Annotated in this window: 13 protein-coding genes and 1 pseudogene; 9 read left to right on the top strand and 5 right to left on the bottom strand. The window is 76.0% G+C overall.

Features of this window, described 5'->3' with window-relative positions:
* Positions 1-152: 152 nt before the first annotated feature.
* The 4 genes and pseudogenes from ACI79I_RS23730 to ACI79I_RS23715 all read right to left on the bottom strand — a co-directional run bounded on the left by ACI79I_RS23730 (position 153) and on the right by ACI79I_RS23715 (position 2,981).
* Positions 153-617, bottom strand: coding sequence for a DUF3237 domain-containing protein (locus ACI79I_RS23730; protein WP_456994928.1), 465 nt, complete (start codon positions 615-617; stop codon positions 153-155).
* Positions 618-858: 241 nt separating this feature from the next.
* Positions 859-906: pseudogene (locus tag ACI79I_RS23725) on the bottom strand (hypothetical protein); the annotation flags it as partial.
* A 366-nt stretch (positions 907-1,272) separates the two neighbouring features.
* A complete protein-coding gene (locus ACI79I_RS23720) occupies positions 1,273-2,055 on the bottom strand; it encodes an SGNH/GDSL hydrolase family protein (protein WP_456994926.1) in 783 nt (260 codons plus the stop codon).
* A 101-nt stretch (positions 2,056-2,156) separates the two neighbouring features.
* Positions 2,157-2,981, bottom strand: a complete 825-nt coding sequence (locus tag ACI79I_RS23715) for an IclR family transcriptional regulator (protein ID WP_456994924.1) — start codon at positions 2,979-2,981, stop codon at positions 2,157-2,159.
* A gap of 120 nt (positions 2,982-3,101) precedes the next feature.
* On the opposite strand from ACI79I_RS23715, the gene ACI79I_RS23710 reads away from it, so the two are divergent.
* The 6 genes from ACI79I_RS23710 to ACI79I_RS23685 all read left to right on the top strand — a co-directional run bounded on the left by ACI79I_RS23710 (position 3,102) and on the right by ACI79I_RS23685 (position 9,865).
* Entirely contained in the window at positions 3,102-3,668 is a 567-nt protein-coding gene (locus ACI79I_RS23710; protein WP_456994922.1) for a quercetin 2,3-dioxygenase, read from the top strand.
* Positions 3,669-3,676: 8 nt separating this feature from the next.
* Positions 3,677-4,582 (top strand): alpha/beta hydrolase fold domain-containing protein, encoded by a 906-nt coding sequence (locus ACI79I_RS23705; protein ID WP_456994920.1) that lies wholly within the window; start codon positions 3,677-3,679, stop codon positions 4,580-4,582.
* A gap of 163 nt (positions 4,583-4,745) precedes the next feature.
* A complete protein-coding gene (locus ACI79I_RS23700; RefSeq protein WP_456994918.1) occupies positions 4,746-6,074 on the top strand; it encodes an MFS transporter in 1,329 nt (442 codons plus the stop codon).
* Complete coding sequence (locus ACI79I_RS23695) at positions 6,071-7,759, top strand: FAD-dependent monooxygenase (protein WP_456994916.1); 1,689 nt, start codon at positions 6,071-6,073, stop codon at positions 7,757-7,759. The genes ACI79I_RS23700 and ACI79I_RS23695 overlap by 4 nt, the downstream gene beginning before the upstream one ends.
* Entirely contained in the window at positions 7,756-8,613 is an 858-nt protein-coding gene (locus ACI79I_RS23690; RefSeq protein ID WP_456994914.1) for a fumarylacetoacetate hydrolase family protein, read from the top strand. Before ACI79I_RS23695 ends, ACI79I_RS23690 begins: the two co-directional genes overlap by 4 nt.
* Before the next feature lie 4 nt (positions 8,614-8,617).
* Entirely contained in the window at positions 8,618-9,865 is a 1,248-nt protein-coding gene (locus tag ACI79I_RS23685) for a DUF3500 domain-containing protein (RefSeq protein WP_456994912.1), read from the top strand.
* A 70-nt stretch (positions 9,866-9,935) separates the two neighbouring features.
* Here ACI79I_RS23685 and ACI79I_RS23680 read toward each other — a convergent pair whose 3' ends face one another.
* Positions 9,936-10,862: an AraC family transcriptional regulator gene (locus tag ACI79I_RS23680; protein WP_456994910.1), complete on the bottom strand. Its 927-nt coding sequence runs from the start codon at positions 10,860-10,862 to the stop codon at positions 9,936-9,938.
* Between the two features lie 129 nt (positions 10,863-10,991).
* Between ACI79I_RS23680 and ACI79I_RS23675 the strand changes: the two genes are divergently transcribed.
* From ACI79I_RS23675 to ACI79I_RS23665, 3 genes are all read left to right on the top strand, one after another.
* Entirely contained in the window at positions 10,992-12,041 is a 1,050-nt protein-coding gene (locus ACI79I_RS23675; RefSeq protein WP_456994908.1) for a carbon-nitrogen hydrolase family protein, read from the top strand.
* A gap of 202 nt (positions 12,042-12,243) precedes the next feature.
* Positions 12,244-13,032 carry a DeoR/GlpR family DNA-binding transcription regulator gene (locus tag ACI79I_RS23670; RefSeq protein WP_456994906.1) on the top strand — a complete coding sequence of 263 codons (789 nt, stop codon included), beginning with the start codon at positions 12,244-12,246 and terminating at the stop codon, positions 13,030-13,032.
* Positions 13,029-14,540 carry a rhamnulokinase gene (locus ACI79I_RS23665; protein WP_456994904.1) on the top strand — a complete coding sequence of 504 codons (1,512 nt, stop codon included), beginning with the start codon at positions 13,029-13,031 and terminating at the stop codon, positions 14,538-14,540. The genes ACI79I_RS23670 and ACI79I_RS23665 overlap by 4 nt, the downstream gene beginning before the upstream one ends.
* Positions 14,541-14,611: the final 71 nt, after the last annotated feature.

The following is a 14,611-nucleotide window of genomic DNA, read 5'->3' as shown; positions in this document are numbered from 1 at the left end:
CGAGGACCTCCGGGTCGTGTGAGTGGTCGCCTTCAGCAGCTCCACTCCACGTCCGGAGGTCCTCCCCGAACAAGATCAGTCAGATCGTGTCGTCACACGCCCTCGACCAACGTCTCTGGTCAGTACAGCTAGCCCGCCCCTGCCGACGCCGCTCAGCCGACCCGGAAGAAGTCGAAGACGACGGCGGTGGGGTGGCGCACGCCCGACCCGACGAAGACGTGCGAGGTCAGCGTGGCCAGCCGGGGGACGTCGGTCTCGAAGCGGGGCGTGGACCGGAAGTAGATGCGCGCCGGGTCGACCGGGAGGTCCTGGCGGAGCCGGGCGACGTCCTCGGCCGAGCCGGTGCGCAGGCCCAGGTTCTCGACGTACACACGCTCGCCGTCGTCGCTCTCCAGGACGTAGCGGGCCTCGGCCACCGTCTCGGTCTCGGTGCGGATGACCTGGAAGTCCGCGCCGCCGGGGAGCACCCGCCCGGTCATCAGCGGCCCGGACACCGTGCCGCCGGTGATCGGGATGACCCGCCGGTGCCCGCCCGGCGTCGACCCGATCTCGATCGGCCGGTCGACGGTCACCTCGAGGTGCAGCACGTGCTCGAGCGGCGGCGGGACGACGGTCACGGTTCTCCTCCGAGGTGGGGTGCGGGTCGCCGCGATCCTGCCCGACGGGACACAGCGGCCGACGACGCACTCGGGCAGCGGTGACCGAGTGGTGTCTCAGGCTGCTGCGGGCAGGGGGAGGCCGGTGTGGATCTCGGTGCCGTCGGGGCCGCCGGGTGCGCCAGCGGCCGTCGGCCCGTCGCTCGATCCGGAACCCGGAGTGGACCCTGGTGTGGTGCCGCTCGCACAGCAGCGCGGAGTTCTCCAGGCCGGTCTCGCCGCCGTGGATCCACTCGATCAAGTGGTGCACGTCGCACCACCAGGTCGGCGCCCCGCACCCGGCGAGCACACAGCCGCCGTCGCGGGCCTCCACCGCGCGGCGCAGGTGCGGGGGACCAGGCGGACGGTGCGGCCGTGGTCCAGCGGCCGGCAGCGCCTCGGTCGACTGGTCCACGGACACCTCCCGGCGGTTCGATCAGGCGTTCGAAGTCCACCGCCGGGATCACTCCCTCGCGGCACGGATCCCCAGGTCACGGAACCGTCCACAGAACAGCACGCGGGCTCGACACCGACGTCCGCACCATGCGCTCGAGTGATCGGCGCGAGGGAACGCGGCGAAGCGCCAGGACGAGTGCAGCGGTCGGAGGTCGCCGGCGACCGCGACGACGTGACGGTGTCAGGCGCGACGCAGGTGGTCGGTCAGCAGGTCGGCGACCGCGCGCATCCCGGCCGCGTTCGGGTGGTACGGCACCACCCCGCCGGCCGCGATGTCGCCGAACTCCCACCCGGTGACCCACGGCTCCGCGGAGCAGACCGAGTTGTCCCGGCTGGCCGCCGACGCCCGTACGAGGTCCGCCCCGGTCTCCCGGGCGGCGGTCGCGGTGGCCACCTCCAGCTGCTCGGCGATGCCGCGGCAGTACGCGAGGTCGTCGTCGACCATGGGCAGCGCGGCGCACCCGCCGGACCGCGGCAGGACGGTGAGGTAGTCGACGAGCACCACCCGGGCCCGGGGTGCGCGCTCCCGCACGGCGGTGACCAGCCCCGCCAGCGCCACCGGCAGCCCGGCGAGCCCGCGCTCGACGGCCGCGCGGTCCACCGGCAGCCCGAAGTACGCCCGCACGGAGGCCGGTGCGGTGCCCGGCGCCACGCGGTACGAGCAGCGCAGCATGGTCAGCAGGTACTCGACGTCGTTCCCCCCGACGGTGACCGTGACGAGGTCCGCCCGGTCGTCGACGGCGTCGACCTGGGGCGGCACGGTGCCCCCGGCGAGCAGCACCTGCGGGGTCCGCAGGACGGCGTCGAGCGTGGCGCCCCCGCAGGAGACGTCCACCAGGTCGAGGCCGAGCCGCTCGGCCACCAGGCGCGGGTAGTTCGCGCCGGAGCGCCCGCAGCCGGGGTCGAGCACCGGCTCGATCCCCGGCCCGGCCGCGAACGAGCTGCCGAGGGCCACGTAGGACACGTCAGCCCACCCACGAGCGTCGGGCCGCGGCGGCCGGCGGGGTCGTCACCGGCCCAGCATGCCCGCACCGGCAGCACCAGGTCCCGTCCGGCCGCCGACGGTCACCGCTCGGCCGGCGGCCGGACGGTCATGGCCGTGGGGGCGCCCAGGCCGCGGGACACCGCGCGGGCCGCGGCCCGGACGGCCGGCTCGAGGGTCTTCGGGGAGGTGCCGCCCGCGGGCACGACGATCGACAGCGCGGCGAGCACCCGGTCCCCCTCGCCGCGGACCGGTGCGGCCACCGAGACCACCGCGGCGGGCCGGCGCCGGTTGATCACGGCCACGCCCGACCGGCGCACCTCGGCGAGGGTGCGCCGCAGCGCCGCGGGGGCGGGCGCGGGGTCGGCCGCGTCCCCGGGGACCTCCCCGGCGAGGGCCCGCTCCTGCACCTCGTTCGGGGCGTGGGCGAGCAGGACCAGGCCCACGCCGGTCATCGGCAGGGGCAGCCGGCCGCCGACCCGGTACTCCACGGGTACCGCCGTCCGCCCCGAGCGGCGCTCGACCAGGAGCGCCTGGTCCCCCTCCAGGACGGCGAGCAGCACGTGGTGCCGGGTGGCCTCGTAGAGGTCCTCCATGTAGGGCATCGCGACCTCGCGCAGGCCGTGGCCGCGCGGCGCCAGCGAGGCCACCTCCCACAGCCGCAGGCCGACGACGTAGTCGCCGTCCGCCCCACGCTCGAGGGCACCCCAGGCGACGAGCCGCTCGGCCAGCCGCCGGCCGGTGCTCAGCGGAACGCCTCCGCGCCGGCTGAGGTCGGACAGGGTCAGCCGGCGGTGCGCCGGGTCGAAGGCGGCCAGCAGGCCCAGGGCGCGGTCGACCACGGGGTCCCCGTGCGGCGGCCGCTTGCCGCGGGCGACCGGCCGCGGACCGGCGTCGTCGGCGGTCACGCCGCCATGGTGGCAGACCGCACCGCGAGAGGTCTGCCACCCAATGGCAGCCCAGTGGGCTGCGGTGGCACCGGTCACCCATGCTCGGACGGTCACCGCCGACCCGGCCCGGGAGCACGCATGAGCTTCGAGTACCTGATCGACCCCGCGAGGGGCCCGCAGTGGAAGGGCCTCCTGCCCGGCAAGCCGGAGCCCTACGTGCTCCGCCGCGGCGAGGGCGAGCACGCGATGCTCTTCACCGACCTGTTCACCGTGCTGGTCTCCGGCGACGAGACCGAGGGCCAGTTCGGCGTCATCGTGAGCGAGTCGCCGGCCGGGGACGTCATCCCCACGCACTCGCACAACGCCACCCACGAGACGTTCTACGTGCTCGAGGGCAGGGTCCGGCTGTTCTTCGAGGACGCCGCGGGCACCAGGACCACCAAGCTGCTCACCGCCGGCGACTTCGGCTACGTGCCGGCCGGGGTCGCGCACGCCTACCAGATCGAGGAGGCCGCCCGGATGATGGGCGTCCTCACCGGCGGCTTCGAGCGCTTCTTCCAGCACATGGGCACCCCGACCGACTCCCCCACGGCCGACCAGGTGCCGTTCGTCCCGGACTTCCCCCGCATGCGGGCCGCGGCGCAGCAGCACGACATGCAGTTCATGCCGGACTTCCGGTGGGACGACGCCCGGCGCGACTCCTGAGGGGCGCCGTGCCCACCCCCGCCCTGCCCCTCCCCCCGCCGGCGCACGAGGCGCCCCTCCCGCGCCCGGCGCCCGGCCCCGGCGGCACCCGCGTCCTGCCCGGCGTCCCGTACGCGGCGATCCCCGGGATCCGACCGCTCGAGCTGGACCTGTACCTCCCGGCCGGGGAGGGCCCGGCTCCGGCCGTCGTCTTCCTGCACGGCGGCGGCTGGCGGCTGGGCAGCCGGCGGTCGGCCGGCCCGGCGTTCCCCGGCCCGTCACTGTTCGAGCAGGTGGCGCAGGCCGGCATCGCCGTCGCCAGCGTCGACTACCGGCTCTCCGGTGAGGCGGTGTGGCCGGCACAGCTGCACGACGCGAAGGCCGCCGTCCGCTGGCTGCGGGCCCGCGCCGGTGACCTGGGCGTCGACGGCGACCGCGTCGCCGCCTGGGGCGAGTCGGCCGGCGGCCACCTCGCCGCGCTGCTCGGCCTGACGGGCGACGACGCGGCCCTGGCGGGGGACGTCGGGCTGACCGGCCCGTCGTCGGCGGTCGTCGCCGTCGCCGCCTGGTACCCGCCCACCGACCTGACCGGGTTCGCCGCCGACGCCGGTGCCGACCCGCGGGACGCCACCTCCCGCGAGGCCCAGCTCCTCGGCGCCCCGCCGGCCGCGGCCCCGGACGCCGCCGCGCAGGCCAGCCCCGTCACGCACGTCTCCCCCGGCGCCCCGCCGTTCCTCCTGCTGCACGGGCAGGCCGACCGGTTCGTCCCGGCGGTGCAGAGCGAGCGGCTGGCCGACGCGCTGCGCGCCGCCGGCGCCGACGTCGAGCTGCACACCCACCCCGGCGCGGACCACATGTGGCTCGGCGCCCCCGACGCCGCCCGCGACGCGCTCGCCCGGACGACGGCCTTCCTCCGGGACCGGCTCGGAACCTGATCCCGGCCGCAGGCTCGTCTGCCATTGAGTGGCACGGCCCTCGGACGACGTGACCGGCGTCACCCAGGGTGGGAGCAGGCCCGGCACGCGCCCCCGGGGCTCCTCCCCGGACCGGCGCGAGGCCCCAGCCCCGAGCCCGATCCCCTCAGATCCGGAGACCTCCATGGACGATCTCGCCCCCGCGCGCCCCGCCCGCCGCGCCGCGGTCCTCGTACCGCTGCTGTGCTGGCTGGCGCTCATCGCCGACGGGTACGACCTGTTCTCCTACGGCGCGACGGTCCCCGGCCTGCTCACCGAGCCCGGCTGGGGCGTGACGCCCGGGGGAGCCGGCGCCGTGGCGAGCCTGGCCCTCGTCGGGGTGCTCTGCGGCTCCCTCGTGGCCGGCACGCTCACCGACCTGCTCGGTCGGCGCCGGCTGTTCGTCACGTCGATCGCCGTCTTCTCCCTGGCCATGCTCGCCTGCGCGCTGGCCCCGTCGTTCGGCACCTTCGCGGCCTGCCGGTTCGTCGCCGGCCTGGGCATCGGCGGCCTGCTGCCGACCGCGGTGGCGCTGACCAGCGAGTTCGCCGCCCCCGGGCGACGCTCGCGGATCATCGGCGCGGTCCTCACCGGGCCGCCGCTGGGCGGCCTGCTGGCCTCGGGGGTCGCCGTGGCCACCGTGGCCGACGGCGGGTTCCGCTGGGTCTACGGGCTGGGCGTGCTGCCTCTCGTGCTCGTCCCCGTCGCGCTGTGGCTGCTGCCCGAGTCCCCGGCCTTCCTGCGCGCCCGCGGCCGGGCCGACGAGGCCGACCGCATCGCCGCGCGGTTCGGGCTGCCCGCCCCGGCCACCACCCAGGCGGGGCGCCGTTCCCCCGTCGGCGCACTGTTCGCCGACGGCCGCGGCCCGGTGACGGTCGGGATCTGGCTGGTCAACGTGTGCAGCCTGCTCACCGTCTTCGGCGTGAGCACCTGGCTGCCGCAGATCATGCGCAGCGCCGGCTACGGCGTGAGCTCGGCGATCGGCTTCCTGCTGCTCTACAGCGCCGGCGCGGTGGTGGGCACCCTGATCGCCGCCGCGCTGGCCGAGCGGGTGGGGGCCAAGGCGATGGTGCTCACCGGCTTCGCCGCCGCGGCGGTCGCCCTGCTCGTCATCGCCACCACACCCCCCACCGGCGTCGCGCTGGTCCTGGTGGCGCTGGCCGGCTTCGGCGGCCTGGGTACGCAGAACATGCTGAACGACCACGTGGCCGGCTACTACCCCGCCGCCGCCCGCGCCACCGGGCTGGGCTGGGCGCTGGGCATCGGCCGGCTCGGGGCGATCGCCGGCCCGACCTACGGCGCCGCCTTCGTGGGAGCCGGGAGCGCCGTGGCGGCCGGCTGCCTGGCCTTCGCCGGTCCCGCCCTCCTGGGCGCCCTCGCCATGGCGCCGCTCCCCCGCCGCGACCGCGCCACCACCCCCGGCGGCGCGCAGGTCGCCGCTGCCCGCCCCGCGCAGATGGAAGGTGCCGCATGACCACCACCCCGGACACCGCGACCGTCGAGCACGTGCCCGTCGTCGTGGTCGGCGGCGGCCCGGCCGGCCTGGCCGCGGCGCTGGAGCTGGACGGCCACGGGGTCGCGAGCCTCGTCGTCGAGCTCCGCGTCACGGTCGACCCGCTGCGCCCCCGGGCGAAGACCACCAACGCCCGCACCATGACCCACCTGCGGCGCTGGGGCCTGGCCGACCGGCTGCGGGCCGCCGCCCCGCTCCCCGTGGACTGGGCCCAGGACGTCGTCTTCTGCTCCACGCTGCTCGGTCACGAGGTGCGCCGCTTCGAGCACGCCTTCCAGCTCCACAGCGAGCCGCAGGAGTGGTCCCCCGAGGTGGGCCAGCAGGTGCCCCAGCCGGTGATCGAGGAGGTCCTGCGCGCGGCGGTGACCGGCTCGGCGCACGCCCGGCTGGAGACCGGCTCCCGGGTCACCGGCGTCCGGCAGGACGACGACGGGGTGGAGGTCACCGTCGCCGGCGCGGACGGCGCCACCCGCACGGTCCGCGCCGACCTCGTGCTCGGCGCGGACGGCGGCGGCAGCGTGGTGCGCGGCGCGGTCGGCGCCGCCTACGAGGGCTCCTCCGGGGAGAAGCCCAACCTCAGCATCCTGTTCCGCGCGCCGGGCCTGGCCGATCGGGTGCCCCACCGGAACGCCGTCCACTCCTGGGTGATGGCCCCCGGTGCGGCCGGCATCGTCGGCCGGCTGGACCTCGGTGACACCTGGTGGGCCATCGTCCAGGGCGTCGACGTCCGCACCGCCGGCGACGTCGACCCGGTGGCGCTCGTGCACGCCCTGGTCGGCGAGCCGGTCGACGTCGAGGTCGTCGCCACCGACCCGTGGGTGGCCCGGATGCTGCTGGCCGACTCCTACGGGACCGGCCGCGTCCTGCTCGTGGGCGACGCCGCGCACCTGAACCCGCCGTGGGGCGGGCACGGCTTCAACACCTGCGTCGGCGACGCCGTCAACGCCGGGTGGAAGGCCGCCGCCGTCCTGCAGGGCTGGGGCGGGCCGGACCTGCTCCCGAGCTACGAGGCCGAGCGCCGACCGGTCGCCGCGCGCACCATCGCCGACGCCGGCGCCAACGACCGCGCGCTCGCGCACCACTTCGCCGACCCCCGGCTGGGCGCGGACGGCGCCGAGGCCGACCTGCTGCGCAAGGAGACCGCGGAGGCGCTGCAGGTCAAGGAGAGCGAGTTCTCCTCGCTGGGCCTGGTGCTGGGGTACCAGTACGCGGACTCGCCGCTGGTCTCCGACGACGGCAGCGCGCCGCCGGTCGACGACCCGGTGCGCTACACGCCGTCGGCCCGTCCCGGCTGCCTGCTGCCCCACCGGTGGCTGAGCGGCGACCGCTCGGTGTACGACCTGCTCGGCCGGGGTTTCACCGTGCTCGCCCTGGCCGACACCGACGTCGAGCCGGTGCGGCGCGCCGCCGCCGACCGGGGCATCCCGCTGACCGTCGTCCGGCTCGGGGACGACGACGTCCCGCCCGGCGCCGCGCCGCTGCGGGACACCTGGGGCGCGCCGCTGCTCCTGGTGCGTCCCGACCAGCACGTCGCGTGGCGCGGCGGGGACCCGGGCGCCGCCGCTGCCGCCCTGGTGCGAGCCTGCGGGTGGCACGAGGACGCGCGAGACGCGTCCCCAGAGGAACGAGGAGAGGACGACGCATGAGGATCGTGGGCATCCGGCGGCCGGACGGTGCCGGTGTCGAGGTGGCGTCGCTGTCGGACGACGGCGGGTCGGTGACCGTCGTCGCGCCGCTGGAGGAGTTCTGGGCCGACGCCGCCGCCCACCTGAGCCGGGAACCCGGCGGCCCGACGCTGCCGGTCGGCGACGTGGAGCAGGTGCCACCCGTGCTGCCCGGCGCCCGGGTGGTGTGCATCGGGCTGAACTACCTCAAGCACGTCGCCGAGGGCTCGTTCTCCGGCCAGGAGCTGCCGCCGTACCCGACGCTGTTCGCCCGCTGGACCCAGTCGCTCACCGTGGACGGCGCCGAGGTGCCGGTGCCCGCCGACGAGGACGGGCTGGACTGGGAGGGTGAGGTCGTGGCGTACGTGGGCGCCACGCTGGTCGACGCGACCCCGGACGAGGCGCTGGCCGCCGTCGTCGGCTACTCGACCTTCAACGACCTCACCTCGCGCCGGGCACAGAAGCTCACCAGCCAGTGGATCCTCGGCAAGAACGGCGACAACTCCGGCCCGCTGGGCCCGCTGGTGCCCGCCGCCGAGGTCGGCGACCTGCGCGAGGGCCTGCGGGTGCAGACCCGGGTCAACGGCGAGACCGTCCAGGACGGGCGCACCGACGAGATGGTCTACACCGTCGGCGACACGCTCGCCCTGATCTCCCGCACCTTCACCCTGCGGCCCGGTGACCTGCTGGCCACCGGCACCCCGTCGGGCGTCGGTTACGCCCGCACGCCCCCGTGGCTGCTGCAGCCCGGTGACGAGGTCGAGGTCGAGGTCGAGCGGCTCGGCGTCCTGCGCAACACCGTCGTCGGCAACGACACCCGGCGGAAGGAGGCCTGAACCCGTGTCCGGTGAGTTCCGCCAGTACCTGTTCCCGCACGACCACCCGCGGCTGGCCGAGGTCCGCGGCATGGACCCCTACACCTACCGCGAGCACGCCCGGACCCCCGGCACCTTCACCGGCGGGCTGGTCGAGGGCTGGACGCCGCTCTACCGCAGCGAGTTCCGCGGCGTCACCGAGGACGGCACCCTCCGCGAGGGCCTGTACCCGCTGGAGCCCCCGCGGCCGGGCGAGGAGGCGCCGGTCGAGGCGATGGTCGCCGCCGCGCGGGACCTGCTGGCCGCCCTGGACGACGAGGGCCGCGAGCGCATCTCCTTCGCCGTGGACGCCGTCGAGTGGCAGACCTGGGCCAACCCGGAGTTCATGCAGTTCGACACCGGGCTGCGGCTGGAGTTCCAACCGCCGGAGGTGCGGGAGGCGGCACTGGCGCTGGTGCGCGCCTCGCTCTCGCCGGAGGGCTTCGAGCTGGCCCACGCGATGATGCTCATCAACGGCTTCCTCGGCGACGTCGTCGACCTCCCGACGGTGCTGGGCGAGTGGAGCTACAACATCGCCCTCTACGGCGAGCCGGACCTGCGGGCCCCCTGGGGCTGGCAGCTCTACGGCCACCACTGCGCGGTCAACTGCCTGGTGGTCGAGGGCCGGATGGTGGTCTCCCCCGTGTTCCTGGGCGCCGAGCCCGACGAGATCGACGAGGGGCCCCACGCCGGGCTGAGCGGCCCGTTCGCCGAGCGGATCGACCTGGGCACCGCGCTCATGGCGGCCCTGGACCCCGACCAGCGGCGGGCAGCCACCGTCTACGAGCAGATGGTCGACCCGGCGATGCCGCCGGGCCGGGTCCACCCCGGCGACGAGCGGCACCTGGCCGGCGCCTTCCAGGACAACCGGGTCATCCCGGTCGAGGGCGTCCGGGTCGCCGAGATGCCCGAGGAGGCCCGGCGCCTGGCGTTGCGGATCGCCGAGACCTTCGTCCGGGTGCTGCCCGAGGGCCCCCGCGCGGCGCGGCTGCGCGAGGTCGACGACCACCTCCACCAGACCTGGTTCTCCTGGATCGGCGGGCACCGCCCCGGCGACGTCTTCTACTACCGCCTCCAGTCGCCGGTGCTGATCGCCGAGCTCGACCACCACTGCGGGGTCTTCCTGGACTACGACACCCCGAAGACCTTCCACATCCACACGGTCCTGCGCACGCCGCACGGCAACGACTACGGCCGGGCCTGGGTCCGGCAGTGGCGGGCGCGGCAGACCTGAGACGACGACCGCCCCCGGCCGCTGCGCCAGAGTCGCGGCCGGGGCGCGGCGCCGGGGTGACGGCTCCCGGTCAGCTCCCGGTGGCGCGGTGCCGCCGGCGGTAGACCCGCGGCGGGACGCCGTGCGCCGCCCGGAACACCCGGCTGAAGTGCGCCGGGTCGGGGAAGCCGACCGCCACGGCGACGTCGGCGACGCCGAGGTGGCCCTGGCGCGGGTCCAGCAGCAGGTCGCGGGCCCGCGCCATCCGCTCACCGCGGACGTAGGCGGCCACCGGGCCGACCTCGGCGGAGAAGGCGGTGTAGAGGCGCCGCCGCGAGACCCCGAGGACCGCCGCGACCAGCTCCGGGCCGAGGTCGGGGTCGTCCAGGTGGCGGGCGACCACCTCGCGGCCGCGGGCCACCAGGTCCGCGTCGCCGGTCCCCGCACCGGCCCGCGAGCGCGGGGTCTCCCGGACCGCCCGGTCGAACGCGCCGGGCAGCCCGCCGTCCGGGGTCCCGCCCAGCAGCCGGGTGGCCAGCCGCTCGGCCGCGGCACCGGCCATGACCGTCGCGGAGACCGCGGCGACCCGGTCCCGGGAGACGGTCACCAGCTCGTGCGGCAGCAGGGCGATGAGGACGCCGAAGGGCAGCTCGCTGCCCACCTCGTAGGGCTCCGAGGTGTCGTAGACCGCCACCTGCCCCGGCGCGAGCCGGCAGCGCCGCCCGTGCTGGCCGACCGACACGCTGCCGGCCAGCGCGACCGCGGCCTTGTAGTGGCCGGCCCCCGCCCCGCCGGCGAGCTCCCCGGTGCGCACTCCGGTGTGCGCGGTGGCCTGCAGGTGGCACAGCCGCACGTCGCTGGAGCGGCGCATCCGCATCCGGCCGTGGATGTTCGCCGCGGTGCTGCGCATCCGCAGCGGCACCAGCATCCGCGAGGCGGCTGCCGTCCAGCCGGCGACCGAATCGGGGCCGCCCGCGGGCCCGGACTCGAAGCGGTCCTCGTCGATGGGTGGGGTCACGGGCCGTCCAGGGAGGTCAGGAGCGGGTGCGCGGTGTGGCCGAGGACAGCGACCGTACGCCGTGCGCTCCCGGGCACCCGTGCACGGATGTCCAAGAACGCGGGCCGCGTGCTCCCTACCGTCCGCGCCATGACCTCCTCCCCCTCCGTCGTCCGCGTGGCCGCCGTCCACGGCGCCGCTCCGTTCCTCGACCTCGACGCCGGCGTCGCCCGCGCGGCCGAGCTGATCGTCGAGGCGGGTCGCAACGGCGCCCAGCTGGTCGCCTTCCCCGAGACCTACCTGCCCGGCTACCCGAGCTGGATCTGGTCGCACACCGCCAAGTACGCCGCCCCGCTGTTCGCCGAGCTGTTCGCCGCCTCGGTCGACCTCCCCGGCCGCGCCTCGGACACCCTCGCCGCCGCCGCGAAGGAGGCCGGCACCTGGGTGGTCATGGGCATGAACGAGCGCGACGGCGGCACGCTCTACAACACCCAGGCCTACTACTCCCCCGAGGGCCGCCTGGTGGCCCGGCACCGCAAGCTGGTCCCCACGAACGCGGAGCGGACGGTGTGGGGCCGGGGCGACGGCCGCGACGTCTTCGTGGTCGACACCGGCTTCGCGAAGGTCGGCGGGCTCATCTGCTTCGAGCACAGCATGGACCTGAACAAGTACGCCCTCGCCACGCTCGGCGAGCAGATCCACGTCGCCGCGTGGCCGGCCATCAGCGCGACCCACGCCGACCCCAACGCCGGCAACTTCGACCACTACTCGCAGACCCTCGCCGCCGCCCACGCCATCTGCGCCCAGACCTACGTGGTCGTCGTCCAGGGCCGCCTGTCCGAGGAGATCGTGGACCGGCTCGGTGTGCCCGAGGGCCCCGACGCCCCCACCGTGGGCGGCGGGATGACCGGCTTCATGGGACCCGACGGCCGCTGGCTGTCCGAGCCGCACCGGCACGACGAGGCCGTCCTCTACGCCGACCTGGACCTGGGGGTCATCCCCTTCGCCCGGTTCTTCGCCGACTCGGCCGGCCACTACGCCCGTCCCGACGTCTTCCGCTTCGGCGTCGACCGCACCCCGCAGACCGTCCTCGGGGCCCAGCAGGTGGCGCCGGTCCCGGTCACCGCCGTGGGTGGCGTCGAGCCGCGGGACGGCGAGCCGGCGGCGGGTTACCGGGTGCTGTCGGCCGTCTCGGGCTGAGCGCCGGGGCCCTGACGACGCGCGGACCGGTCCGGCACCGCTCCCGGACCGGTCCGTCGCGTCGGACGAAAGCGCCTGGCTGACGATCTGAAACCGCCGCGCTTTCGTTTCCTTTTCGTGTCTTGACGTTGGTTTTCGCCCGCCTCTACCTTGTCGCGCGCCGAGTGACCCCGGTCACAGCAGCCGACGCGAGGAGGTGGCCGTGCCATCGCTGGACGAGCACGCCCGCTCGCAGGCGATCCTGTCCGCCCTCGGGGCCACCGGCCGCGTGGAGGTCAACGACCTCGCCCAGCGGCTCGAGGTCTCCCCCGTCACCATCCGCAAGGACCTCGACGCCCTCGAGCAGCGCGCGGCGCTGCGCCGGGTCCGCGGCGGCGCGGTCGCCGCACCGCTGGTGGACGAGGGGTCCTTCGAGACGCGGCTGCGCGCGCGGCGGGCGGAGAAGGCCGCCATCGCCCGGGCCGTCGCCCCGCTCGTGCAGGACGGCGACGTCATCGCACTGGACTCCTCGACCAGCTGCCACTACCTGGCCCGGGAGCTGCTGCACCGCCGGTCCCTGGTGGTGATCACCAACAGCATGCCGACCGCGACGCTGTTCTCGGAGCGGTCGGAGGCCACGGTGCTGGTCACCGGCGGCATCGTGCGCCGGTCGGCGCGGTCGGTCGTCGGGCTGATCGGCGACGTCCTCGCCGGGCGGGGGCGCATCGACAAGGGCTTCATCGGCGCCCACGCCGTCTCCGCGGAACGGGGCGTGCTGGACATGGCGCTCGAGGAGGCGCAGGCCAAGCAGTACTTCGCCGCCCACTGCAGCCAGCTGTTCGGGCTGGTCGACTCCAGCAAGTTCGGCAGCTTCTCGCTGCACACGGCGACGCCGCTGTCGGAGGTCACCGCCCTCTACACCGACGCCGCGGCCGACCCCGCCGTCGTGGCCGCGATCGAGCGGGCCGGCACCCGGGTGCACCGGGTCGAGGTCCCCGAGGAGCACCGGTGAGCGGCCGCCGTCCGGCGGTCACCGTGGCCGCCGTCGATCTCGGCGCCGGGAGCGGCCGGGTCGAGCGGGCCGACTTCGACGGCGAGCGCCTGATCGTCCGGGAGGTCGCCCGGTTCCCCCACACGCCGGTGCCGGTCGACGGCATCCTGCGCTGGGACGTCGGCCTGCTCGGCCGCGCGATCACCGACGGGCTGGGCGCGCTCGGCGCCGAGGGGACGCCGGTCGCCTCGGTCGGCGTGGACGCCTGGGGCGTGGACTACGGGCTGCTGCGCGCGGACGGGACGCTGGTCGACGCGCCGACCTGCTACCGCGACCCGCGGCAGCTCGCGGCGATGGACGAGGCCCTGGCCACCGTCGGCCGGGAGCGGCTGTACCGGGCCACCGGCGTGCAGGTCAACGAGATCAACACCGTGTTCGCCCTGGTCTCGGACGCGCGGACGACGACCCGCCTGGACGGGGCGGCCTCGCTGGTGATGATGCCCGACGTCTTCCACTCCCTGCTGTCGGGCTCCCGCGTGACCGAGTCCACCGCCGCCTCGACCAGCGGGCTCTACGACGTGGCCAGCGGGCGCTGGGTCACCGACCTCGCCGAGGCCCTCGGCATCCCGACCCGCCTGCTGCCCGAGGTGGTGCCCCCGGGCACCGACCTGGGGCCCGTCGTCGGGCCGCTCGCGGAGGGCCCCCTGGCCGGGACGCGGGTGGTCGCCCCGGCCGGGCACGACACCGCCAGCGCCGTGGTCGCCACGCCCTTCCCGGAGCCCGGCGCGCTGTTCATCTCCTCGGGCACCTGGTCGCTGGTCGGCGTGGAGGTCCCCCGGCCGGTGGTGACGGCGGCGTCGATGGCGGCCAACCTGACCAACGAGGGCGGCTACGCCGGGACCACGCGGCTGCTGCGCAACGTGATGGGCCTGTGGATCCTCCAGGAGTGCCGCCGCGCCTGGGCGGCCCGCGGCCTGGAGCTGTCCTACGCCGACCTGACCGAGCTCGCCGGCCGGGAGCCGGCGCTGCGCAGCGTGGTCAACCCCAACGCCCGGGACTTCCTCGGCCCGGGCGACATGCCCGCCCGCGTGCAGGCCTACTGCCGGCGCTCGGGCCAGCCGGTGCCGGAGACCCCGGCCGCGATCGCACGCTGCGTCGTCGACTCCCTCGCCGTGTCCTACCGGGTGACCGCCCAGGACCTCGCCGCGGTCACCGGCACCGCCCCGCCGGCCGTCTGCGTCACCGGCGGCGGCGCCCGCAACGGCCTGCTGGCCCAGGCCACCGCGGACGCGACCGGGCTGCCCGTGCACTGCGGCCCCGTCGAGGCCACCTCCCTGGGCAACGCCGCCACGCAGCTGGTCGCCCTCGGCGAGCTGGGTGGCATCGCCGACATCCGCACGGTCGTCGCCCGGACGGCCGACCTCCGAACTTGGTCCCCGCGCCCCGATCCGCGCTGGGAACAGGCCGCAGCCCTGCTGCGGGAGCGAACCCAGGACGACGACCGCGAGCGGGGGCTGATCCCGACCTGACCGGCGGACGTTCCTGGGCACCACCGGCTCGCCGAGCCCGGTGACACCGCGGGGGGCGACCCCCCACTCCG

This window comes from Geodermatophilus sp. SYSU D01105, from assembly GCF_054050095.1.
The sequence above is the reverse complement of the archived record's forward strand: the minus strand, read 5'-3'. Positions and strand labels throughout refer to the sequence as shown.